Annotated in this window: 22 protein-coding genes; 16 read left to right on the top strand and 6 right to left on the bottom strand. The window is 31.5% G+C overall.

Features of this window, described 5'->3' with window-relative positions; all coding sequences use genetic code 11:
• Positions 1–167 precede the first annotated feature (167 nt).
• Positions 168–2,912, bottom strand: a complete 2,745-nt coding sequence (locus G5V56_RS17105; protein WP_166967399.1) for a substrate-binding domain-containing protein — start codon at positions 2,910–2,912, stop codon at positions 168–170.
• Positions 2,913–3,623: 711 nt separating this feature from the next.
• On the opposite strand from G5V56_RS17105, the gene G5V56_RS17100 reads away from it, so the two are divergent.
• The 7 genes from G5V56_RS17100 (at position 3,624) to G5V56_RS17070 (ending at position 12,847) form a co-directional block, all read left to right on the top strand.
• The gene (locus tag G5V56_RS17100; RefSeq protein WP_166967397.1) at positions 3,624–4,097 is read left to right on the top strand and encodes a hypothetical protein; all 474 of its coding nucleotides are present in this window, start codon (positions 3,624–3,626) and stop codon (positions 4,095–4,097) included.
• Positions 4,098–4,131: 34 nt separating this feature from the next.
• Positions 4,132–5,502, top strand: coding sequence for a leucine-rich repeat domain-containing protein (locus G5V56_RS17095; protein ID WP_166967395.1), 1,371 nt, complete (start codon positions 4,132–4,134; stop codon positions 5,500–5,502).
• Between the two features lie 20 nt (positions 5,503–5,522).
• Positions 5,523–7,103, top strand: coding sequence for a leucine-rich repeat domain-containing protein (locus tag G5V56_RS17090; RefSeq protein ID WP_166967393.1), 1,581 nt, complete (start codon positions 5,523–5,525; stop codon positions 7,101–7,103).
• Between the two features lie 10 nt (positions 7,104–7,113).
• Positions 7,114–8,025, top strand: a complete 912-nt coding sequence (locus G5V56_RS17085) for a hypothetical protein (protein ID WP_166967391.1) — start codon at positions 7,114–7,116, stop codon at positions 8,023–8,025.
• A gap of 52 nt (positions 8,026–8,077) precedes the next feature.
• Entirely contained in the window at positions 8,078–9,997 is a 1,920-nt protein-coding gene (locus G5V56_RS17080) for a tetratricopeptide repeat-containing sensor histidine kinase (protein ID WP_166967389.1), read from the top strand.
• The gene (locus G5V56_RS17075) at positions 9,994–10,629 is read left to right on the top strand and encodes a response regulator (RefSeq protein ID WP_166967387.1); all 636 of its coding nucleotides are present in this window, start codon (positions 9,994–9,996) and stop codon (positions 10,627–10,629) included. The genes G5V56_RS17080 and G5V56_RS17075 overlap by 4 nt, the downstream gene beginning before the upstream one ends.
• Before the next feature lie 169 nt (positions 10,630–10,798).
• A complete protein-coding gene (locus tag G5V56_RS17070) occupies positions 10,799–12,847 on the top strand; it encodes an IPT/TIG domain-containing protein (RefSeq protein ID WP_166967385.1) in 2,049 nt (682 codons plus the stop codon).
• A 278-nt stretch (positions 12,848–13,125) separates the two neighbouring features.
• Here G5V56_RS17070 and G5V56_RS17065 read toward each other — a convergent pair whose 3' ends face one another.
• Complete coding sequence (locus G5V56_RS17065; protein ID WP_166967383.1) at positions 13,126–13,557, bottom strand: RrF2 family transcriptional regulator; 432 nt, start codon at positions 13,555–13,557, stop codon at positions 13,126–13,128.
• A 138-nt stretch (positions 13,558–13,695) separates the two neighbouring features.
• Between G5V56_RS17065 and G5V56_RS17060 the strand changes: the two genes are divergently transcribed.
• The 9 genes from G5V56_RS17060 (at position 13,696) to G5V56_RS17020 (ending at position 22,071) form a co-directional block, all read left to right on the top strand.
• Entirely contained in the window at positions 13,696–14,196 is a 501-nt protein-coding gene (locus tag G5V56_RS17060) for a c-type cytochrome (RefSeq protein WP_166967381.1), read from the top strand.
• An 8-nt stretch (positions 14,197–14,204) separates the two neighbouring features.
• Positions 14,205–14,774: a fasciclin domain-containing protein gene (locus G5V56_RS17055; protein WP_166967379.1), complete on the top strand. Its 570-nt coding sequence runs from the start codon at positions 14,205–14,207 to the stop codon at positions 14,772–14,774.
• A gap of 20 nt (positions 14,775–14,794) precedes the next feature.
• Positions 14,795–16,759: a Sec-dependent nitrous-oxide reductase gene (gene nosZ / locus G5V56_RS17050; RefSeq protein ID WP_166967377.1), complete on the top strand. Its 1,965-nt coding sequence runs from the start codon at positions 14,795–14,797 to the stop codon at positions 16,757–16,759.
• A 100-nt stretch (positions 16,760–16,859) separates the two neighbouring features.
• Entirely contained in the window at positions 16,860–17,459 is a 600-nt protein-coding gene (locus tag G5V56_RS17045) for a hypothetical protein (RefSeq protein WP_166967375.1), read from the top strand.
• A 29-nt stretch (positions 17,460–17,488) separates the two neighbouring features.
• Positions 17,489–17,923, top strand: a complete 435-nt coding sequence (locus G5V56_RS17040) for a nitrous oxide reductase accessory protein NosL (RefSeq protein WP_166967373.1) — start codon at positions 17,489–17,491, stop codon at positions 17,921–17,923.
• 26 nt (positions 17,924–17,949) lie between these two features.
• Complete coding sequence (locus tag G5V56_RS17035) at positions 17,950–19,350, top strand: nitrous oxide reductase accessory protein NosL (RefSeq protein WP_317166448.1); 1,401 nt, start codon at positions 17,950–17,952, stop codon at positions 19,348–19,350.
• Positions 19,351–20,595, top strand: coding sequence for a nitrous oxide reductase family maturation protein NosD (locus G5V56_RS17030; protein ID WP_166967369.1), 1,245 nt, complete (start codon positions 19,351–19,353; stop codon positions 20,593–20,595).
• Positions 20,589–21,296, top strand: coding sequence for an ABC transporter ATP-binding protein (locus G5V56_RS17025; protein WP_166967367.1), 708 nt, complete (start codon positions 20,589–20,591; stop codon positions 21,294–21,296). Before G5V56_RS17030 ends, G5V56_RS17025 begins: the two co-directional genes overlap by 7 nt.
• Entirely contained in the window at positions 21,289–22,071 is a 783-nt protein-coding gene (locus G5V56_RS17020; RefSeq protein WP_166967365.1) for an ABC transporter permease, read from the top strand. Before G5V56_RS17025 ends, G5V56_RS17020 begins: the two co-directional genes overlap by 8 nt.
• 31 nt (positions 22,072–22,102) lie before the next feature.
• Here G5V56_RS17020 and G5V56_RS17015 read toward each other — a convergent pair whose 3' ends face one another.
• From G5V56_RS17015 to G5V56_RS17000, 4 genes are all read right to left on the bottom strand, one after another.
• On the bottom strand, positions 22,103–22,564 hold the full coding sequence (locus G5V56_RS17015; RefSeq protein WP_166967363.1) for a hemerythrin domain-containing protein: 462 nt from the start codon (positions 22,562–22,564) through the stop codon (positions 22,103–22,105).
• Positions 22,536–23,747, bottom strand: a complete 1,212-nt coding sequence (locus tag G5V56_RS17010) for a hypothetical protein (protein WP_166967361.1) — start codon at positions 23,745–23,747, stop codon at positions 22,536–22,538. Before G5V56_RS17010 ends, G5V56_RS17015 begins: the two co-directional genes overlap by 29 nt.
• Positions 23,748–23,851: 104 nt before the next feature.
• Positions 23,852–24,583, bottom strand: a complete 732-nt coding sequence (gene ric / locus G5V56_RS17005) for an iron-sulfur cluster repair di-iron protein (RefSeq protein ID WP_166967359.1) — start codon at positions 24,581–24,583, stop codon at positions 23,852–23,854.
• Positions 24,584–24,632: 49 nt separating this feature from the next.
• Complete coding sequence (locus G5V56_RS17000) at positions 24,633–25,067, bottom strand: RrF2 family transcriptional regulator (RefSeq protein WP_166967356.1); 435 nt, start codon at positions 25,065–25,067, stop codon at positions 24,633–24,635.
• Positions 25,068–25,277 lie beyond the last annotated feature (210 nt).

Below are 25,277 nucleotides of genomic sequence, written 5' to 3'. Positions count from 1 at the left end.
CTATTCAAAATTGTTACGATAAAACGAATTAAGGAGATATTGAATTCACAAAAAATATGATAAACATTTATTAAATTAAAAATTCAATGTGTTTAATAAAAACAAATACTTAAAAAAACAATTCATAAATTATTGAATTATCAAGATAAAACCATGTTGTTTTTAGTTTATTCCTCCCTATACGCCTTAGGCGACTTATTGTACTTGTTTTTAAAACTTGTGGAAAAATAATTAGGAGAAGAAAATCCAGTGGAATAAGCTATTTCTGATATGGTTAATGACGATTCTTGAAGTAGAATTTTGGCTTTTTCCAATCGTATATTTTGAATGTAATCACTAATGTTAACACCAAGTATGGCCTTTATCTTTCTATAAAGTTGAATTCTTGAAATATCTAAACTACTGGCCAGCTGTTCAACTGAAAATCTGGAATTGTCTAAATTTTCAGTAATTAGCTCATTAACATTTGAAATGAAATCCTGTTCAAATGTTCCAAAACGCTCTGGAGCATCTATAGTATGTACATTATTGATGTAATAATACCGTAACTTCTCTCTATTGTATAATAAAGTTTTAACAGATTGCGAGAGAATTGCAAAACTAAAAGGTTTAGTTAAGTAAAGATCTGTACCAGATTCCAATCCCTTGATATATGATTCTTTATTGTTTAGTGCGGTAAGTATAATATTTGGAATATGAGACGTTCTCAGATCAGCTTTTAAGGTTTTACAAATTTCAAAACCGCTTTTACCTGGCAAATTAACATCACAGATAATGATATCTGGAATGAACTCCAAAGCCTTTTCAATTCCGTCACTACCATCAGAAACATATACAACATAATCCGAAGAGAACTTGCCTTTTAAGTATTTTATCAAATCTAAATTATCCTCAATTATCAATATAGAATAGCGCTCTTCACCTTGTAACAAAGGTTTCTCACTAAAGGAGTCATCTTCATAATCTTCTATATTTAAGTCTGTAATAGATTCATCAATAATGTCAGGTTCAAAAATAATTTCATCAGAATTCAAATGGACATTGTCTTTGTAAAGGGTAATGATAAATTCGGCTCCGTGCTTTGAAATAACATCAATACTTCCTTTATGCAACTCAACAAACTCTTTTGAAAGGTGCAACCCTATACCAGAACTGGTTTTATTATTATTAGATCCTTGAAAAAAAGCCTTAAACACTTTCTGTAACTCTTGCTTTGGTATTCCAATTCCTGAATCCTTGAAATGTATTTTAACAAAATTGGTGTTGAGGTCATCAATGATTTCAATACTTATTGTACCATTATTGGGGGTAAATTTAAAGGCATTTGAAAGTAAATTAAAATACACCTTATCCATTAAGTTTCTGTCCAAATAAATAGATAAATCTTCATTATTTGTTTTAATAGAAAATTTAATATTTCGTTTTTGAGCTTCACGTTCGAAATCCTTGAAAATTTTTTTTGAAAATTTAGATAAATTGGTTTTCGATGCCTTTAAATTAAATTTACGGTCTTCAATTTTTCTAAAATCCAATAGTTGATTTATTAATCGCAACAATCGTTTTGAGTTATTAAAAATCAAATTTATCTCATTCAATAACTTATTATCACGTATTACCTTATTTTCTTTTAAAGATTCTATTGATGACAAAATGAGTGTTATGGGTGTTTTAAATTCATGTGATAGTCCTGTAAAAAAGTTAACCTTGGCATCATTACTTATTTTAACTTCTTCGGCTATTTTTTTAATTTGGTTTCGCTGGATAGTAATCTTTTTGTTTCGTAACTCTAGTTCGCGCTTTTTCTTTCTAATGTTGTATCCTGAATAAATACTATAGGCTATTAAAAGAACACTTAATATCAATAAGCCTAAAAGTAGTTTTAAAGCGTTGTTTTGTGTAGTATATGTTTTTTCCTGTTGTTTTATTTTTTCCTGTTGGCGCTCAATGTCATGTTGATGCTGATTGATTTTATCAAATTGATTGCTCATAATATCAGCATTACGAGAATCTATTACAATAGTGCTTAATATATTGTTTTTAGCAACAGGCTCACCATTTAATATTTTCAAAGCTAATCTGATGGCTTCATCACCACCTGTTGGGTATAAAATAGTCGCTAACAACTTTTTTTCTTTAACTAATTGGATGCCTCCATTTGGACCATTTAAACCATCTACACCTATAATTTTAACTTTATTTTCAAGCTTCTTTTCTTTCGTTACTTCATAGGCTCCCAAAGCCATTCTATCATTATGTGCAAATATATAGTCAATATCTTTTAAGCTGTCAAGTACATGACGTAAATTATCTTTAATTGAATAACTCTCCCAATTCCCCTCAATAGTTTTAACAACTTTTAAATTAGGAGTTGTATCAATAATATCATTAAAACCTGAGCTACGCTCTAAAGCGGGTGAAGAACCTTTAAGACCTTTAATTTCTATAATACTTTTAGGATTTCTTGTTAATGCAGCCAAATAATTAGCCGCATTATTACCTACTTGATAATTATCCCCACCCAAATAAGCCCTATAATTATCGCCATCTATTTTTCTGTCTACAACCAAAACGGGAATGCCTTTTTTAAACGCTTTTTCAACAATTGGTGTTATAGGTTTTGATTTTATGGGCGATACTATTAGTATATCTACTTTCTCTGAAATGAGTTGCTCAATATCCTTTATTTGTTTATCAATGTCATCTTTGCTATCTAATATTTGAAGATTAACATTAGGATAAAACCCAATTTGGATTTCCATTGCCTCATTCATTGATTTTCTCCATTCGTCATTAAAACCTGTTTGAGAAAACCCAATAGTATATTTTTTGATTTCTGAATTATTTGAACATCCAAAAAGAAAGTTTATTAGAATAAACAACTTTAAAAAATAAAATTTACGAATCTTAATCATTTCTTATTTTTGTGCAGATTTCTAAATTAAAGATTTTTAAATTAAAATTTGATTTTTACTTATGGTATTTACAATAAGCAATAACTTATGACATTTTTATAAAATGCATTTGCAATATAATTTTTCTATTAACACAAAATTAGGTTCGGTCATAACTAAAATAACTTTTATTCTTAAGTTTTATAAATCACTCCATTTATCAAAATCAAATAATTTTAAAGATTCAAGTCCCGCCTTGAGCAGAAGATTAAATGATAAAAACCTCCAACCACAAAGGCTGAAGGTTCTACAAGTAGAGCTAACAGAAAAAATGTCGAACCGATTAGTCATTTCAGAGTTAGATAAATTTAGTGCTTTATGTGATGAATCGCTAAAATTAAAATAACAAGTAATAAATTCCTTATTATATTTTCTGATATATAAAATTTAACCATCTGAAAAAGTTAAATCTATATAACTCTCATATTAAAGTGCCGCTTCAGAATTTCTTAAAGCAATGAAATTTTTTATAAGTTTCATTATGTTTTTTTATCTTTTTTTTAAACTTTCAACATTTACAAATTTATAATCTTCATTAACCTTAATCCAAAGGTGTTTAAATGAAAACCAACAAACTAGGTAAAACCCTAGGTTTTAAAATCACATAGTTTACCTGATGTATTAAAGTAGTATTATAATCAACTTGCATCTATAATTTAATGCCCAAGTATTATGAAAAAAATAGATGTTATATGTTACATATTATTATTAATAGGTGCAGTTTCTTGCTCAAAAGAAACCACTATTAATCAAAACGAAGATTTAATAATAGGTACTTGGAAACCAGTTAGAGAAGCAGGTTTTGCCAGTGACGGAACACCAGAGGTGTTTGAAAAGACAACTTGCGAGCAAACCAGCAGATATACCTTAACTGCAAATGGAAACTTTACTTATATCGAATTTCATGATGAATTAGGAGGAGGTTGTGTGCCAGACGAGAGTTATATAATAGATGGTACTTGGGTAAAATTCACTACAGGGCAATATCAATTTAGCTTTAATTATTTTAATGCAAACACTCAGCAAAGCGAAAGCGACTCACAAACACCTGATGTCGTAACATTTTCGAATGCGAATAATACAATGCGGATTATTGAACTAGTTGATGAAGGCGAAAAATATACCGAGTTTGTTCGAGTAAACTAAAAAAAATAATACTACACACTTAACATATACAATTATGAAAAAGCAATTAATATACATGTTCGTTTCCACATTGGCATTGACAATGACTTCTTGCAGTAAAGACGATGACAATGGTATTCAGAAATCAGTAAAAAGCAGTGCCAAACAAATTACCAGTTTTGTATTTAAAGCAGTTGATAATAATGCGATTACCGAAGATGTTACAGCGGTAATAAACGAAACTAATAAAACAATTAGTGGTATAGTTGCCAATGGTACTGATGTCACATCATTAACACCTACCATTGTAGTTTCTGAAAAAGCAGTTATAGATCAAACAGGAGCAAAAGATTTTAGCAATCCTGTGGTCTATACTCTTACAGCTGAAGATGGTACTACTATAGATTATCAAGTAATATTAGAAATTACTCTTACCGAGAGAGATGCTTTAATAGCCATTTATAACGCAAACCCAAATAACACGCTCGATTGGGATTTAAACGATCCTGATATCAATAATTGTCAAGGGGTTAGTACAAATGAAGAAGGACATGTTTTTCAATTGAACTTGTCTAATCACGAAATCGAAAAAATACCTTCTGAAATAAAACGTCTTTACCATTTGCAAAAGTTAGAGTTGTATACAAATAAATTAAGTTCACTACCTCCTGAAATTGGTAAACTTAATAATTTATTAGAACTTGGGATAGATAAAAACAATTTAGTCTCATTACCCGCCGAGATAGGTCAATTATTTAATCTGGCGTATTTTTCTGTAAGCAATAATTCGCTCTCCAAATTACCATTTGAAATAGGAAACTTAAAAGCTTTAGTAGAGTTAAATTTTCCATTTAACAACTTAAAATCACTTCCTTCAACTATAGGAAACTTAAAAGGATTAGTTGGTCTTCAATTGCAAGGAAATAATTTAAATATACTTCCACCTGAAATAGGAGAATTGAGTAATCTAAAGTATTTAAGCTTGGATGATAATAAACTAACTGAGCTACCTACTCAAATTGGTGATCTTTCCGAATTAATTGTACTTCGATTGGAAAAAAATCAATTAACCGCCTTACCTCCAGAAATTGGAAAATTAATAAAACTAGATAATTTAAGGGTTGATTTTAATAATTTAACCTTATTACCAACAGAAATAGAAAATATGGTGTCATTAAAGGACCTATTCGTTTCAAACAACCTATTAACTTTAATACCCAAGGAATTAGGACAGCTAGAAGATCTAGGCTTTTTAGTTCTGAACAACAATAAGTTAGCTAAAATTCCAATAGAAATAGGTAACCTAACAAATCTTAGAAGATTGTATTTAACCACAAATTTGTTGACCAGCATACCTCAAGAAGTATGCAAATTAGAGGATACAGGAACAGAAATTCAACTTGACCCAGATGTTAAGTGCGAGTAAAAAAACTTAAATCGTTAAAAATGAAAAAGCAATATTTATATTTATTAATCACTGTATTATTAATGACCGTGGCATCTTGTAATAAAGATGATGCTGTTCAAGAACCTACAAAAAGCAGTGCCAAACAAATTACCAGTTTTGTTTTTAAAGCAGTTGATAATAATGTGATTACCGAAGACGTTACCGCGGTAATAAACGAAACTAATAAAACAATTAGTGCAATAGTAGCCAATGGTACTGATGTAAAATCTTTAACACCCACTATAGTAGTTTCTGACAAAGCTACTGTCAATGAATCAGGGTCAAAAGATTTTTCAGCTCCGGTCGATTATACCATTACTGCCGAAAACGGTACAAAAACCACTTATAAGGTAACGGTTGGCATCGCACTTAACAGCGCGAAACAAATTTTAAGTTTTGCCTTTAAAAAAGAGAATAACCAATTATATGGTGATGAAACTATAATAGCAAGCGTTGACGAAGAAAATAAAACCATAATGGCTATGGTTACATATAGTGCCAATGCAGCATTATTGAAACCAAGTATTGAAGTGTCTCCTGATGCCTCTGTTAGCCCAATTGTAGCTAAAGATTTTAGTCGCCCTGTTGTTTATACTGTTACTGCCGAAGATGGTTCGTCAGTAGACTATCAAGTAATCTTAGAAATTAGGTTTACCGACAGAGATGCTCTAACAGCTATATATAATGCCAATCCTAACAACACCCTTGGCTGGGATTTGAATGACCCTGAAATTGATAATTGGATTGGTGTTGATTTAGATAATGAAGGCAAAGTTAATTTTTTAAAAATCAATGCATCAAATCTCACAATATTGCCTTCCGAAATAGGGAAATTATCAAATTTAGTAACCTTATTTATATTCAGCAATTCACTTACCAATTTGCCACAAGAGTTTAAAGATCTTACAAATCTGAAAGTTTTGTATATAAATAATAATGATTTTACATCTGTTCCTGGGGTCGTTTGGCAACTTTCAAATCTAGAGGTCTTATCTCTGAGTAGATTAAATCTTTCATCATTACCCCCAGAAATTGGAAACCTTAGTCAGTTAACTACATTATATTTAAATGATAACCAATTAACTGCTTTGCCAGATGAATTAAAACAAGTTTCAGTTTTAAAAATACTAGACCTCTCCTCTAATAATTTCACTAGTATATCTACTATTCTTTTTCAAATTCCTAGTCTAATCAATTTACGCTTAGACACTAACCAAATAACGTCAATACCAAGCCAAATTGAAGTATTAATTAATCTTCTATATCTAAATTTAAATGATAATTCCATAAAATTTGTACCCTCCAATATTTCAAAATTGACCGCATTAAAAAGGCTATATCTTGATAATAATGATGTTCAGTCGATAAGTAGTAGTATAGGCTTACTTTCTAATTTAGAAGAATTATCTTTTAAGAATAACGATTTGATAGCTGTTCCCCTTGAAATAAAAAACCTAATCAATTTAACGGTTTTAGACCTGACATTAAATCCTGATTTATTTGCCATTTCTACAGAAATATGCAATCTGGCAAATACAGGGACAAATGTTAAATTAGATAGTCAAACAACCTGCCAGTAATTAAATAAAAATGAAAATTATTATAAGCTTATATAGCGGCATTGTTTTATTGCTATTTTGTGAAATGCAAACTTTGAATGCTCAAGAAACTAGCAAAGTAGACTACCCTAATTTTGGTATTTCTTTTCATGTGCCCGAAGGTTGGGTAGGTAACAAAGTGGCATCGGGATTTGCAATTACATCTTCAGAAACTGAAGGTGTTGTATTAATAATCACCCATGATGAACATAGCATTGCAGACATGGAGCAAGAAGCAAAAAATGGCTTTCAAATCAGCAAAAACACACTTCTAACACCTATAAATGGTGTAGAAAAAATTATGGATAATGCCATTGCAGGTTTATACACAGGAACTATAGATACAAAACCTACCAAGGCTCTAATTGTAGGCATGATAAACCCATATGGGTACGGACTAACTATTTTATGTGCCGCAGAAACTACCCAGTTTACAGAAGATCTTAAAACCGCAGGACTTATGGTAACGGCATCTGTTATGTTCTATAATCCAAAAACACAAACAATTATTAATTCAACACAAGAGGAATCTATTGGATTGAGTAAAATATTTAAAAACTGTCGCTTAACCTACATGGAATCTTACAGTACATCTGGTGGTGGTTATAACAATCGCACTACCATAGACCTTTGCGGCGAGGGTTATTTTAAACATTCGTCTGTAAGCAGTGTTTCTATGGATACAGGCGAGAGTTCTGGTTATGGAGGAAACAACAAGCAAGGGGCGGGAACTTGGAGGATGCTAAAAAAACAAAATCAAACTATATTGCAATTAAACTTTTACAATGGTGAAATTTACGACTATATAATTACCATTGATGAAGACGATAAAACCTATTTAAATGGCGAACGCTATTTTAGAACCTATAAAGATTCTGGCAAATACTCACCCGATTGTGAATAAATAAGAATATAAATTCAAATCTGTATATTTATAATATGATAATCAACCCATTATGAAGCCTAACTTCTTCTTTTTTTCATTTTATCTGATTTTATTTTTTGTAAATATTCATGCCCAGAATGATACAATTTCTATTAATAAAAATCTCAAAGTTGCTAAAGAATTAAGGTTTACTGAGCCAAAAAAAGCAGATTCACTGTACCAAAAAATCATTGAGCATGCAAAACAAGTTAATTTTAAAATGGGAGAATATGATGCATACTTAAACTTAGCCTATGTTTGGTTTTATTCCAATGAGTATGATAAAGCAATTATTTACGGTGAGCAAAGTCTTAAGATTGCAAAGCAATTGAATTATAATAAAGGAATTGGCACTAGTTATGCGAATCTTGGCACTATGTTCACACATACGTCAGAATATTCGAAAGCAACAGAGAAATACATTCTTGCCATGCCCTACTTAACTACTTTAAATGATACAATAGCTCTAATCACTATTAATCAAAATTTAGGAATGATTTTTATGGATCTTAAGCAGTATACAAAAGCTGAAGAATATAGTAAAGTTGGATTAAAATTATCAAAAGAAGCAAATATTAAAGCTAAAATTGCTGCTATTGGATTGAATTTGGGATTATTATATTTAAATCAAAAACAACCAAATGAAGCATTTAATCAATTAAAAGAAATTGAACCGTTGGTAATAGAACTAAATAACCCCCAAACTAAATATCATTTAGCTAAAAACTTATCAGAATATTATTTAAACTATGCAGAAGACTATACTAATTCATTAAAATATGCTTTAGAAGCATATGACAATTTACATAATACAAACTTAGAAAATGAAATGTCTTATTGTTTGAATTTACTTGGAGATATTTATTTTAAAATTGGCAATTTTGATAACTCAGAGTACTATAATTTGAAATCTTATGAGCTTGCAAAAAAAATAAATTTAAATGGAACTCAAAGAAATGTTTTATTAAGTTTATCTGAATTATATGCTAAAAAACAAAATTACAGAAGGGCTTATAATTACGCAGAAAAGTTTATTAAACTTAATGACAGCATTTTAAGCCAAGAGAGTAATCAAATAATTTCGAATCTTACAATTCAATACGAAACCAAAAAAAAAGATAACGAAATCGCATTACAAAAACTACAATTACAAGAACAAGAAAATGATATTCTAAAAAAGAAGAATCAATATAACATAGCCTTAGGTAGTGGCATCTTTTTTTTATTAGGTAGCATTGGTCTTTGGCTGTTCTACAGGCAACGGCAAAAATTAAAAAATAATGAAATATTAGCATTACAAACCCAACAAGAGGTGTTAAAATTAGAAGCTTTAATTGACGGTGAGGAAAAGGAGCGTAATAGATTGGCACAAGACCTTCACGATGGTATTAACGGGGATTTAGCAGTTATAAAGTATAAGATAAGTTCCATCGAACCTAACAAATTTTCGAAAAAGGAAAAGATTTTTTATGATGACGCTATAAGCATGTTAGATAATGCCGTAGAACAAGTACGAAGAATTTCACATAACCTTGCACCCCCATCCTTACATAATTTCGATTTGGTAGAGGCCATTCAGCAATTCTGTTCGAAACAAAATGCCTCCAATTCTCTAAATATCAGTTTTCAATATTTTGGAAATAGATTATCATTAAAAAGTGAAAATGAAACAGCTATTTATCGAATTATTCAAGAATTAATACATAATGTAATAAAGCATGCTAATGCGACAGAAGCATTGGTACAACTAAATAATCATGAAGATAAACTAATTATTACCGTTGAAGATAATGGTCAAGGATTTGATACGAATTCTTCTGAGAATGGAATAGGGCTGCAAAACATAAAATCACGGGTCAATTTTTTAAAAGCGAATCTAGATATCAGTTCGAGTAAGAAGGGTACAACTTTTAGTATTGAAATCGATTTAAATAAAATCAAAAAAAAATGATAAAAGTTGCTATTTTAGATGATCATAATATGGTGTTGAGAGGTATAGAAACGATGCTCGAAGACTCAGATAGCATTAAAATAATTGACACCTATAGTAGAGGTCAACAATTATTAGATAATATTTCTAACAATGTACCCCATGTGTTATTATTAGATATTAATTTAACTGATAGTAACGGAATTGATTTGTGTAAAGAACTTACCAAAATACACCCCGAATTAGCAATTATAGCCTTATCTAATTATAGCGAGACAGGATTTATAAAAAATATGCTTAGAAATGGAGCTAAAGGGTATTTATTAAAAAACACAGATAAACAAGAATTAATTACTGCCATTACTACTGTATATAAAGGAGGTAAATATTTGCCAAGAAGTATTCAAGATATACTACTCAATGATAGCATTGGCAATCCTTCGCAAATAACTTTTATTCCTAAATTGACCCGTAGAGAAAAAGAAGTTCTTGACCTTATCTCTAAAGAATATATAAATCAAGAAATTGCAGATATCCTTTTTATAAGTACTAAAACAGTAGAAAGCCATCGAAATAATCTCATCCAAAAATTAGGTGTTCGCAACACAGCTGGTTTGATACGAATTGCGATAGAAAAAGGGTTAATAGATTAGAATTACTTATCAATACTTTATTTTCATCTCACAAGAATTTTATAATTATTTTCTAATTAAACTAATTTACTAGGGTTTTCCCTGATTTTTAAAACCACATAATTTACCTGATGTATTCTTACAGGATTAACAGCAACTTGCACTTGTTAATTATTAAACAAAAAATCTTATGAAAACAATTTTTAAAATTATTTTAATTCCCCTAATGGTAGCTTTTATAATCTTTGCATGTAGCAAAGATGATGATACCTCTTCCCCAGTTGCAATACCTGCAGCTAGCCTTAGTAGTATTAGTCCTGAAAGCGGCATTAAAGAAGTGGAAGTAACACTCGTAGGTGAAAATTTTGGTACTGATAAAAGTAAAGTAAAAGTATTTTTTAATACTACAGAAGCCGTAGTACAGTCGGTTACAAATACACAAATTAAAACAGTAGCCCCAAGCAATGGAAGCTCAGGTGCCATAAAAATTGTTGTTAACGGAAAAACAGTTTCTGGACCTGTAATTACGTACCTCGAACCAACATTAAGTAGTATTACTCCTGAAAGTGCCCAACAAGGTGCTAAAATAACCTTTATCGGAAGTAATTTTGGTACTGATGCATCTAAAATAAAAGTATTCTTTACTGATAGGTCCATGAACAACCCAAATGAGATCGAAGCTGTAGTTGAGTCTGTTTCTAATACAGAGGTAGTAGTTGTTGTACCGGAGCAAGCAGTGACAGGAAATGTAAGAATGGAAGTAGATGGAAGCAAATTGGCTGGACCTGAGTTTACACTTTTGGAGCTAACATTAACTGATTATATTCCTAAAAGTGGTCCAGTTGGGACCGAAGTAACCCTGATAGGGAATACTTTTGGAACAGATGCAACCAAGATACAGGTGTTTTTTAATGATATTGAAGCTACAATACAGTCATTAACAGATACAGAAATTAAAGTATTGGTTCCTGAGGGTGCAACTACTGGCGATCTAGATATAATTACAGAAAATGACGGACTTGGTGTGCCTTTTACTGTTCTTCCTGAAATTGTATCAATTAGTCCTGAAAGCGGTATTAAAGAATCAGTGGTCACAATAAATGGAAGTAGTTTCGGAACCAATATTACTTCCGTGGAAGTTTTTTTTAATGGTAAACAAGCAGAAGTTCTTACTGTTGAGAACAATAAAATAACTACTACAGTACCACCAAAAGCATTCACTGGATTAATTAAGGTATTTGTCGATGGCACTGAATTAACAGGTCCAGAATTCGTTTATATAGTATCTGAAATTGGAGTTTCAACAATTGCTGGTAGCAGTATAGGATATAAAGATGGTATTGGCAGTGCAGCACAATTTAGATCGCCGCAAGGCATCGAGGTAGATGAAGTGGGTAATCTATATGTAGCAGATACTGAAAATCATATTTTACGAAAAATTACACCAAACGGAGACGTAACAACATTAGCTGGGTTTGGCGGAGAGTCAGGAGAAAAAGATGGCACAGGGGCAGAAGCAAGGTTTATGGGAGTTAATGATATAGCATTTACCGCAGCGGGTGATATGTTAGTGACAGATAGTAATACCCATAAAATAAAAAGAGTTACCACAGCTGGTGTTGTCACAACTTTTGCAGGAAGTGGTTTGAACGGTTCTGATAACGGACCAGCATTAAGTGCAACATTTCAACAAACTTCCGGAGTGGCCATAGACAGCCAAGGTAATGTATATGTCGTAGAAATCGACAAACACAATATACGCAAAATAAGTGCAAGCGGGGAGGTAAGTCTTTTTGCAGGAGGTACTCAGGCAGGTACTACTGATGGTAACGGTACCAATGCCCGATTTAACCGTCCCTTTGGAATAGCTGTAGACACTAAAGATAATTTGTATGTAACAACAGATAGTGGAACCCATTTAATACGTAAAATAACACCTAACGGAGATGTGACTACCATTGCAGGTAGCACCAAAGGTTTTGCTGATGGACAAGAATCAGTCGCACAATTCTTTTATCCAACAGGTATAGCCGTGGATAAACAAGGAGATATCTATGTAACAGATGAAAATAATAATAGAATACGTAAAATTTCATCAGAAGGTAACGTAACTACCTTAGCCGGAGATGGAACAACTGCAATTTTTAGTTCACCAGAGGGCATAGCGGTAGATGCCAATGGAGACTTATTTATAGCAGACAGAAGCAATTATAGAATTGTTAAAATAACTCAGGAATAAGATTAAATTTTTAGTGATAATAATAAAAAGGGCTTTTCCACAATTAGAAAAATTTGATAAAATGACATTAAAAGAGTCGACTAAAATCAAGTTCTATCAAAAATTATTCAAACATTAAAATGTCTTTTTTGAAAACAAAGAACCTTCAACCAAAATTGGTTGAAGGTTCTACATGTAGAGCGTACAGAAAAAATGTCGAACCAAATTGTATTTGAATTGAATAAATTTTTGCCTATAATTAAATTATAGGCTCTATCCCTTTTGGTTTTTGTTTTATATTAAAGAGGCAGCTTTGATTTGCCGTTTTTAACATCTAATGCTAATTCATTAATTGAATTTTGTTTTAAGTTTTCAATTAGAACGATCCTCGATTGGTTTGCTAGATGATGGATTGGACATGGATTGCTTGAATTACAACGCTCTAAACTCAACAAACATGAATTTATTTTTTTTTCACCATCAATAACACTGATAATGTCCATAACATTCCTTTCTTTATCTTCACTACTTAAATAAAACCCCCCCTTTGGACCACGTGTTGATGATATCAATTTTCGTTTGGCAAGTTCTTGTAATAATTTAGCAATATAAGCCTGAGGAACATTTATGGGTTCTGCAATATCTTTTACCATAATTTTATTCTCTTCGTTAGAATGTATTGCTAAAAATAAAACAGCTTTAATGGCATATTTGGATGAGTTTGAAATCATTTCATGACTAATTTATGGTTACAAATTAAAAAAGATATTTTTGTCTTAAATATGATTTAAATCATATTTTAGATTCTCTTTACACTTTATTTTTGCCTTATAAAATCAATTATACTTGAAATATAACATTAATTTATTATGAAAACAATGCTAAAATTATTCTCACTTTTATGTATCAGCTTACTTATTAGTTGTGGTGGTAAAGAAGACAAAAAAAAAGAATCCTTTTCTTATGAAAAAAAAGCAACTACAACTCAAAAAACCGCGCCAGAAATTAAGGTAACTGCATCAAAAAAAATTAACCTTACCGATAAAGGTATAGGACCTATTACATCGGTGGATTTAGGTTCTGAAATCAATCAAGCTATGGTCACACAAGGACAAGGAATATACAATAAAATGTGTACCGCATGCCATAGACCTAATAAAAAATTTATAGGTCCTGCACAAGCAGGTATTATGGAAAGAAGAACTCCTGAATGGATTATGAACATGATATTGAATCCTGAGGTAATGATTCAAAAAGATCCATTAGCTAAAGAATTATTAGCAGAATTTAACGGAGCTCCTATGGCAAATCAAAACCTCACCCAAGAGGAAGCTAGAGCAGTTTTAGAGTATTTTAGAACATTAAAATAATCAAGTTTATGAAAACTAAATTAAACATTCTATTTTCTATTTTGCTTGTTGCGTGTTTTTTTAATTGTAAAAACAATAAGAACACACAAACTGAAGAGCACTCAACAACAGTAACTAATCAAACTGCAGAAAAACAAGGACAAGCTTTTATTAAAGATGATGGTTCAAAACCCAATGTATTACAAATTGCAATGGATTCAAAAGACCATACCACTTTAGTAGCCGCTGTACAAGCTGCTGGATTGGAAAATGCTTTGGTAAACGCAGGACCATTAATGGTCTTTGCTCCTACAAACGAAGCTTTTGCAGCCCTACCGGAAGGTACAGTTGCTAATTTGTTAAAGCCAGAAAACAAAGCAAAACTAGCGCTCATTTTAAAACACCATGTGACTCCTGGTAACTATTCAAAAGAATTTTTAAAAAAATTCAAACACTTAGGACAAGCTAGTAATGAAAATGTTACCGTTGAAGTTAAAGGAGATGATGTGTATGTTGGAGGTGCTAAAATTATTGCTAGTATCTCTGCTGGGAATGGTATTGTACATGTGGTAGACAAAGTAATAATACCAAAAAACTAAACAAACTAAACAAATATATTATGAAACAAATTTTTAAACTATCAGTAGGATTTTTAATGATTGCTATGGCTTTTACGAGTTGTAATAATAGTAAATCATCCAAATCAAATAGCGCATTAAATTCTAATGCCGCGGAAAAAGTGTATGTTGCTCCAGGGGAGTATGACGAATTCTATGCATTTATCTCTGGAGGATTTAGTGGACAATTATCCGTCTATGGACTGCCTTCTGGACGTTTGTTCAAGGTTATTCCAGTATTTTCACAAGATCCAGAAAAAGCTTATGGATATAATGAAGAAACAAAACCGATGCTAAATACTTCTCATGGTTTTATTCCTTGGGATGATTCGCACCATCCTGATATCTCACAAACTGGAGGAAAATTAGATGGCAGATATGTATATATTAATGCCAACAATACGCCACGAATAGCAAAAATTGACCTAACAACCTTTGAAACAACAGAGATTATTGAAATCCCAAATAGCGCTGGAAATCATAGTTCTTCTTTTGTTACGGAAAATACTGAATACGTCGTCGCTGGAACTCGTTTTTCAGTTCCAATTCCTCAAAGAGACATGCCTATAAAAGACTATAAAGGAAACTTTAAAGGATCTTTATCATTTTTAAAGGTAAATCCGGAAAATGGTGAAATGTCAATAAAATTTCAACTATTAATGCCAGGTTTTGATTATGATTTATCACATCCTGGTCGCGGAAAATCTCATGGATGGTTCTTTTTTACTACCTATAATACGGAGGAAGCTAACTCCTTGCTAGAAGTTAATGCCTCACAAAATGATAAAGACTTCATTGCTGCCATTAATTGGAAAAAAATTGAAGAATACGTTAACAATGGTGGAGGTACAAAAATACCTTCAGAATATGCCCATAATTTATATAGTGATGAAAACCATACCGCTACATCAACAATGATGCACGAGGTTTTACAAGTAAAACCATCTGATGTTCCTGGAGCTATATTTTTATTACCTACACCTAAATCTCCACACGGTTGTGATGTAGATCCAACAGGTGAATATATTGTTGGAAATGGAAAGTTATCAGCTAACCTAACTGTTCATTCATTCACAAAAATGTTAAACGCCATTGAAAACAAAAAATTTGCTGGTGAAGCTTATGGTATTCCCATTTTAAAATTTGAAGATGTTTTAGCTGGTGTAGTAGAACAACCAGGATTAGGCCCTTTACATACTGAATTTGACGGTAAAGGTAATGCTTATACATCTTTCTTTATTTCTTCTGAAGTAGTGAAATGGAAATTAGGAACTTGGGAAGTGCTAGACAGAAAACCAACTTTCTACTCTATTGGTCACTTAATGATTCCAGGTGGAAATTCAGCAAACCCTTTTGGGAAATATTTGTTAGCTATGAACAAAATAACCAAAGACCGATATTTACCAACAGGTCCCGAAGTAACGCAATCGGCGCAATTATTTGATATTTCAGGTGATAAAATGGAGTTGTTATTAGATTTTCCAACCATTGGAGAACCTCATTATGCTGCTGGAATTCCTGCAAATTTAATAACAGCTAATTCTAAAAAACTTTATAAATTAGAAGATAATAAACATCCATATGCCGCAAAAAGTGATGCAGACACAAAAGTGACAAGAAATGGAAATGAAGTCCATATTCAAATGACCATGATACGAAGTCACTTCTCACCAGATAATATTGAAGGTGTAAAAGTTGGAGATAAAGTGTATTTCCACGTTACTAATTTAGAACAAGATTATGATGTACCTCATGGTATTGCAATGATTGGAGCAAATACTTCAGAATTATTGATTATGCCTGGACAAACCGAAACATTTGTTTGGGAGCCTAAACAAGTTGGTGTGTGGCCGTTTTATTGTACTGATTTCTGTTCTGCTTTACACCAAGAAATGCAAGGTTATGTAAGGGTCTCCCCTTCATCATCTGACATTAAATTATCTTGGTCATTAGGAGACGATTTTTAATACAGGAAAAATCTTATTAGTGTTTACTTCCCATAAAGGCGAGAGTCACATTTCGCTCTCGCCTTTCTATCAAACACTTTTTAACTAAATATTTAATTTCATGAAAAAGTCAAATATTATAATGCTTTTGGCAGCTATTTTTCCTTTAGCACTTTTTATATTCCCGTTGTGGAATATAACACTTGAAGCTCCACAATATCCAATTCCGTTAGGAATGAATATTCATATTAACGATTTTGCTGACGCCAATCCATATGATATCAAAAATATTAATTTAATGAACCACTATGTGGGCATGAAATATATTCCAGAAGCCATACCTGAGTTTAAAATATTCCCTATAGGCATTATTGTATCTACAATCATAGGTTTACTAATTGCTTTCAAAGGAAATTATAAATGGTTTTTAGGGTGGTTTGTATTAATGATTGTATTAAGCTCTGCTGGTATCTATGATTTTTATATTTGGGAACACGATTACGGTCATAACTTGGATCCGAAAGCCATCATGAAATTTACCAATCCAGATGGATCTGTTATGGGCTTTCAACCGCCTTTATTTGGCACTAAACACATCCTCAATTTTACAGCACATTCCTATCCAAGATTAGGAGCATTCTTTTTAGGACTGGGCATTGCAACATCATTATTAGCCTTTTTTATTGGAAAAAAGAGTCATAAAAAAGTTTTGAATATATAAAATAAGTCAAACGAATAAAACATTTAAATATGCAACCAGTAAAACACTATTTAATATTTGTACTACTACTGTTCTTATTAAGTTGTAATGTATCACCTCAAGCTATTAATTATGGATCTGATGGTTGTCACTTTTGCAAAATGACTATTGTTGACAAGATACATGCTGCAGAAATTGTTACAAAAAAAGGCAAGGTATATATGTTTGATTCCGCTGAATGTATGGTGAATTTTTTAAAAGAATTTGATTCCTCTGAAGTAAAGCTATATTTGTCTAATTACTTTTCAGAGCCTGAAAAATTAACGGATGCTACTAAAGCAACTTTTTTAATTAGCCAAAATATTCCTAGTCCAATGGGAGCCTTTCTTACAGCTTTTAAAAACAAAGAAGATGCAGTAAAAGTCCAATTAGAAAAAGAAGGGACATTGTACACCTGGAATGAACTTTTAAAACACTTAAACTAAGCTAAAAACAATCTAATTTCTTATTTATGAAAAGTGCATATACTCTTTCTATGTTCATTCTATGTCTTTTTTTCAATATCACAGAAGCACAAAACACGAATCAGTGCGCTAACTGTCATATGATAATTCGAGATGATTTGCATAAATCTTCTGCTATGGCAAATAACAAAACACTTCAGTTTGATGCAATTGAATGCCTCATAAATTATTTAAAAGCGCATAATGGAACTGAGTTTTCATCATTAGCAGTAACAGATTATGAATCAAAACAGTTAACTAATGCAAGAACAGCCACATATTTGAAAAGTGAGGCTATTCCAAGCCCAATGGGTGCGAATTTGTCAGCTTTTAAAAGTGAAGTAAGTGCTAAACAAACTCAGAAAGATAAAGGTGGTGAACTTTATACTTGGGAAGAGATTAGAACAAAGTTTGAAGATTCTAATGGAGAAATCACAAATCATAACCACCATAATCATTATAGGCCAGATGCTCATGCGCCTATTGGCGTTATGGGAGATCATTTGCACCCAAAAGGAGAACTTATGGTGTCCCTAAGGTATATGAATATGATTATGGAGGGGAATAAAACTGGTTCCGATAATATTGGGAATACCAGTATTTATAATAGCTATATGGTGGCTCCACAAAAAATGAATATGAACATGTATATGTTGGGTATTATGTTCTCACCATCAGAAAGGTTAACAATTATGGCTGTGCAAAACTTCATAAAAAAAGATATGGATTTAACGGCGCTCATGATGATGGACGGGATGCCTATGCTGCATGATTTTTCAACAACATCTTCAGTTTTAGGAGATTTAAAAATTGGTGCTTTATACGGGATATTTAATAATCATAAAACATCATTCCACTTAAATGGTAGTGTAAGTGTTCCTGTTGGAGATATCGAAAATTACGACGATACACCTATGATGAATGACATGAAACTTCCTTATGCCATGCAGTTGGGTAGTGGTACTTTTGATTTTACAATAGGAGGAACTTTTAAACAGAATTTTTCGAACAGCTCTTGGGGAACACAATTTTTAAGTATATTAAGAACCAGAACAAATAATGAGGGTTATCGTTTAGGAAATAGTGCTCAATTAAATATTTGGGGAGCTTACAAATTATCCAGTAACTTTAGTGTTTCTGCAAGATTTTTAGGAATTTCTGAAGGAAAAATAAAAGGAATGGATCCAGAATTAAATCCAACGATGGTTACTACGGCAAACACAAACAATTATGGAAGTGATAAAATTAAAACTTTTATTGGTTTTAATTTGGCATTTCCTCAAACTTCTAGTTTAAAAGATTTAAGATTTGGATTTGAAGCTGGTGCGCCAATTTATGAAAATTACAACGGTATTCAAATGAATGAAGACCTAACTTTAAACTTTGGAGTGAAATACAATGTACTTTAAATGAAGCGTTTTTTACAACATAGTATTCTTTTAATTATAATTTTAACAAGCCACTTATCCCTTTGTCAAGTGGTGGAAGTTTGTAATAATTGTAAAATCTCCTCTTTAAAGGACGCTATTTCTAAGGCAAGAGATTTTGATACCATTGTTGTTAAAAAAGGAACTTATAAAGAGCATAGTATTATAGTAGATAAACCTTTAACCATAATTGGTGAAAATCATCCAGTCATTGATGGTGAATTAAAAGGGGAAATTATCACTATTGTTTCAGACTATGTGATTGTTGATGGTTTACATATTATTAATGTGGGAACAAGTTATACCGAAGATTATGCCGCCATTCGGGTAAAACGAACTAAACATTTCGAAATAAAAAATTTAATCCTTGAAAAGCTTTTTTTTGGTATTTACCTTGAAAAGGCAGAAGACGGTAAGGTATATAATAATAAAGTAATTGGTCAAGCCGTTGAAGAGCATAATTCAGGCAATGCTATTCAATTATGGTACAGCAAAAAAATTGACATCCAAAATAACAATGTGCAACACGTAAGGGATGGTATTTATTTAGAATTTTCTGATGACTGTCTTATAAAAAACAACGTAAGTGCTAACAATCTACGGTATGGTTTACATTTTATGTTTTCAAATAATGATATCTATGAAGATAATGAGTTTACTAACAATGGTGCCGGCGTAGCCGTTATGTTTTCAAAAAAAATAAAAATGCTTAACAATGTGTTTAAAGAAAATTGGGGAACGGCGTCTTATGGTATGCTATTAAAAGAAATTAATGATGCAGAAATAAAAGGTAATACTTTTGAGAAAAACACAATAGGTATCAATATTGAAGGCTCTAATAGAATAAACTATATGAACAACAATTTTATTAATAATGGTTGGGCTATTAAAGTGCGGGGAGCTTGCTATTCCAATAAATTTATAGGCAATAATTTTTTGTACAACTCTTTTGATATATCGTATAACAGCAACATAAATGATAATACGTTTGACAAAAACTACTGGAGCAACTATACAGGTTATGATTTAGATAAAAATGGTATTGGAGATGTGCCATACCGCCCTGTAAAATTATTTTCCTACATTGTTAATAGAACTCCCGAAACCATTATTTTACTCAGAAGTTTATTCATAGATATTATTGATTTTTCTGAAAAAGTGTCTCCAGTTTTTACACCAGACAACCTAATGGATAATCATCCTTTAATTAAAAAGATAACATGGTAAGTATTCAAAATCTACATAAAAAATTTGGAAAAAATAACGTCTTAAGTGGTGTTAACCTTGATATTAAAGAAGGAGGTATTTTTGCAGTACTTGGCCCTAATGGTTCTGGAAAAACAACGTTGATTAAATCTGTTTTGGGTATGGTAATCCCTGACAAAGGAACTATTTCTGTTCTTGGAAAAAGCATAAAAAATAGTTCTAATTATAGAAATAAAATTGATTATTTACCTCAAATAGCAAACTTTCCTAGCAATCTTAAAGTCAAAGAACTTATAAAGATGATTAAAGACTTAAGAAGTTTTACAAACCATGATGATGACTTGATAACCCATTTCAAACTTGAACCGTTTCTTGACAAAAAGCTAGGTAATCTTTCAGGTGGTACTAAACAAAAAGTAAATCTGGTATTAACGTTTATGTTTGATAGTCCGCTCATTATTTTAGACGAACCAACATCAGGATTGGATCCTATTTCATTATTACGCTTAAAGGATTTAATTCAATCTGAAAAAGCTAAAGGAAAAACCATTTTAATTACATCGCACATTATGAGTTTTGTAGAGGAAATATCAGATGAGATTGTTTTTCTTTTAGAAGGGCAAATTTATTTCAAAGGAACCATTAACGAACTTAAAACCAAGACGGGTCAATCAGATTTTGAACACGCCATTGCATCTATATTAACAAATAATCATGCTTAAAATATTAAAATATAGTTTTTACGATTTAATGCGTAGCCGATGGAGTTACGTGTACTTCGCTTTCTATTTATTACTTAGTGTTGTGCTGTTGTTTTTAAACAGCGACCTATCAAAAGCCGTTATTACCTTAATGAATGTCATCATCGTTTTAGTGCCTTTAATTGGGACCATCTTCGGTGTCATGTATTATTATAATTCTAAAGAATTTACTGAGCTTTTATTAGCTCAACCTTTAAAACGCTCGTCTATATTTTTAGGTCAATATTTAGGTGTTGCTCTCTCTCTATCAATGAGTTTAGTGTTAGGGTTAGGACTTCCCTTTATTTTTTACGGGCTATTTAGGTCAAACGCCATATGGGATTTTTCGTTATTAATTATAACAGGGACTTTCCTTACATTTATATTTACAGCGCTCGCTTTTAACATAGCCTTATCCAATGAAAATAAAATTAAAGGCTTTGGTTTTGCTATTTTAGTTTGGCTGTTTTTAGCTATTATATATGATGGTCTTTTTTTAATGTCTCTTATCATTTTTGAAGATTATCCACTTGATAAATTATCATTAATAGGCACCATGCTAAATCCTATTGATTTATCGCGAACCCTTATTTTACTAAAATTAGATATTTCAGCATTGTTGGGTTATACAGGCGCTGTTTTTAAACAATTTTTCGGCACCAATTTTGGGTTGATTGTTTCCTTTATTATGTTAGTGCTTTGGGTTATTTTTCCTGTTTATAGAATTGTATATAAATCAAAAAGAAAGGATTTTTAATGCACTAAATAATTATTGAAGTTAATTAGTATCATTTCCAAAATTCATCATCCAATTTGTCGACAAAATCATCTTCTTGATGTATTTCTTCAATTAAATTCAATTGTTTTTCAGTAGCTATTTTTTGAATTTCTGGAAACAACACACGTTCTTCAAAACGAATATGCTGTTCCAATTCTTCTTCAATTTTACTCAATGTATTTGCATTCTTTTCGCTTTCGGAAAATAATCGTTTTAAACGCCTGTGATCAGCTAATGCTCTTCTATTAAGTTCATTTTTATCGTCTAAAAGTGTAAAAATGTGTGCTTCTTCCATATCAAAATGCGGAATTAAATGCGTTTCAAAAAACCAATTGGCATACCGCCATATACGTTCTGTATCAATATTTTTGCTAAGGCCAGTTCTAATTTTCCAAGACAACAATAATCCCTGATGGTGATCTCTGCTTAAAGGTTGCAAAGCTTTATGTCGTTTTTGCGATTTGTTCTTCATGATTTTTGTGTGTGATAATGTTAAACAGTAGCATGAAAATTCCTAAAGGCAAAAACATGCTAAATAAAAAAAGTAAAAGATAGTAGTTTGTAAGTAAGCCTTGCTTTAAATAAAACATACATCCCTGAATGATTAATGTTAATTCTGTTAAAACAAATCCTAATATAAATATGTAAACAGCCAAGTGCAACCATCTATTCATTTTTACCAAATTACTTTTCACAATAAAAGAAAATAAAAACCCTGTAACAATCCCCAACATGGTTAAATGGATAAACCCAATGACGAAATTGTGATACAGATAAATCACTTTTGAAATTTCGGGGATGAGCGATACTGATTGTAATACAATTTTCAATATAAAGCAAAAAACAGCAAAACTGTACAAATAAACAATGAGTTTTGATTGGCCTCTTAATACAACTAAAAGTAAAGGCTTGCTAAGTTTTAAGAACATGAATAATGCTATTAATTGTAGTAGAACACCAAGTCCATTGATCCACAATAATGAAATATGAGGAGCAAACCAATACACAGGCAACGCAAAAGTAAGTACTGTTGATACAACCAAAAGTTTGAAAAACAGTCTAAATTTCTTAGAGTCGTGCAATTGCAATTGGTGGAAAAACAAAGCTATAACTGCAATGATAAACCAACCGTTAAACTGAAAGTGTAAAAAGAATTGAATAGCAATCTGATAAAAAGCAGACGCTTGCCCAGCCATAGCTACCGCTGGTCCTAAACACCATACACCAATGGTTGATAACAACATAAATAAAAGAGAAGCTCTTAGTAAATAGCGTGTTACTAATGAGTTGGTTTTATGATATTTCCAAATTAGATAAGCAAAGTAATAACTGCATAAAATATGTAAGGTTGAAAATGAAATAGATACGGCGGAATAACCTTGAAAGGGAAAGCTTACCATCATACCAAGCACAGCAATTTCAGTAAGCCAAAACAATGTATTGAAAACAGGGTTTTTAACTGGAACAAAATAATGGACTATTAAGGTATACAACATTAGATACACCCAACCTAACATGGCAACATGTGAATGAGCGTGGGTTAAAAAGCGATAATTAATAGGAAGCGGATCAATAAATGAATAGCGAAGAGCTAGACCTAATGAGGCAGCAACAAAAAAATTAAGCAAACATACAACTACAAGTTTTTTAGGCATTGTTATTTTTTTATAATAAAATGAGTAACCCTAAAAATAAAAATTCCAAAATGTCTTTAGGGGCAACATTCTGGAATTTTTTCATCTAAAAACATGGATTGTTATTAACTAAGCCGTTTTTCCAATTTTATAGCCTCAGGGAATAAAATATTGTTTTCCAAATGAATGTGCAAATGCAAATCTTTTTCAAATTCGTCCAACATTGCAAACGTTACCTGATACGTATTGCATCCATCTGCAGGTGGATTATAATTATTGGTGAGTTCGGCAATTTTTCTAAAACGCTCGCCTTCAGTATCATGTTCCTGCATCATCATGGCAATAGGACTTTCAACAGTTCCAAATTGTGGCGATTGAATGGCTTCATTATCTAATTTTGCTTTTACCATTCGTTTTACAAAAGGAAACAGAACAAGCTCTTCCTTTTTCATATGTGATGTTAATGCATTGGCACAAGCTGTAAACTCTTCATTTATTTTAAATAACTCCGGATGTCTTTCTCCATGAACACTGCAAAGTTTATTTAAAAACTGAAGTAATACAGGGATTTTTTCTTCTACATAGCGGTGATGTTTTTTCTCAATATAATCTGCCAATAAATCTAGTGGCCAAGATTTGTAATCAATGGATTGACCTGTTTTTGAATTTAAAACCGCATTAAGTTTGTCTAAAACTTCTGTGGTTTCTATCCCTTTCTTCTTGCAAACATCACCTAAAGTTCTATCCCCTTTGCAGCAAAAGTCTATACCATAATTACTAAATACGGCTGCAGTTCTAAAATCATCTGCTACAAATTGACCGATTTGTTTTTCTGAATCTTTATATAATACTTCCATAACTTTGTTTATTTCGGATAATTTTATCCTATTTATAATTAAAAAATTTTTACACTTTAAAAAATGAATTTCCAGCCTTTATGCTCAAAGCTAATTCTTGAAGGCTAGTATGCTCCAACATGTATTTCAATTCGTCGCGAATAGTTTTAAACTTATCATGAACAGGACAAGGATGATTTTCATTACAAGTTTCTAAACCAAGACCACAACCAATGTAAATTTTATCACCATCAATAGCTTTTACTATTTGAGATAATTTAATACTATCAATCCTGATTTTATCAATTTCAAATCCTCCATATGCTCCTTTTACTGAAGAAACTATTTTATGTCGAACTAATTCCTGCAATATTTTAGCCGTAAAAGCCTGTGGGGAATCAATCTCTTCAGAAATTTCTTTTGGACTCACCAGCTTACCTTCTTTGGAATTGATTGCTATAAAAATTGCAGCTTTAATACCATATTCACACGCTTTTGAAAACATATTGGGTTATAATTTTATACAAATATATGAAGTTTTTTTCAATTAGGACTTATTTGTCTTAATTAAAAAATATAATTCTGTTTCCACTTGGTTTGATGGTATGCAGCAAGCGTACTAATTGCCATTCTGAATTTAATGTATTTTAAATCAAAACACTTAGGTTCCTAAAAGGTGATTGAATCACACCACCCTATTTCCAATAAAAAAACA

The sequence above is a fragment of the Yeosuana marina genome (assembly GCF_011762485.1).
Taxonomy (GTDB): domain Bacteria; phylum Bacteroidota; class Bacteroidia; order Flavobacteriales; family Flavobacteriaceae; genus Yeosuana; species Yeosuana marina.
Note: the sequence above shows the minus strand (reverse complement) of the source record. Positions and strands in the feature narration are given on the sequence as shown.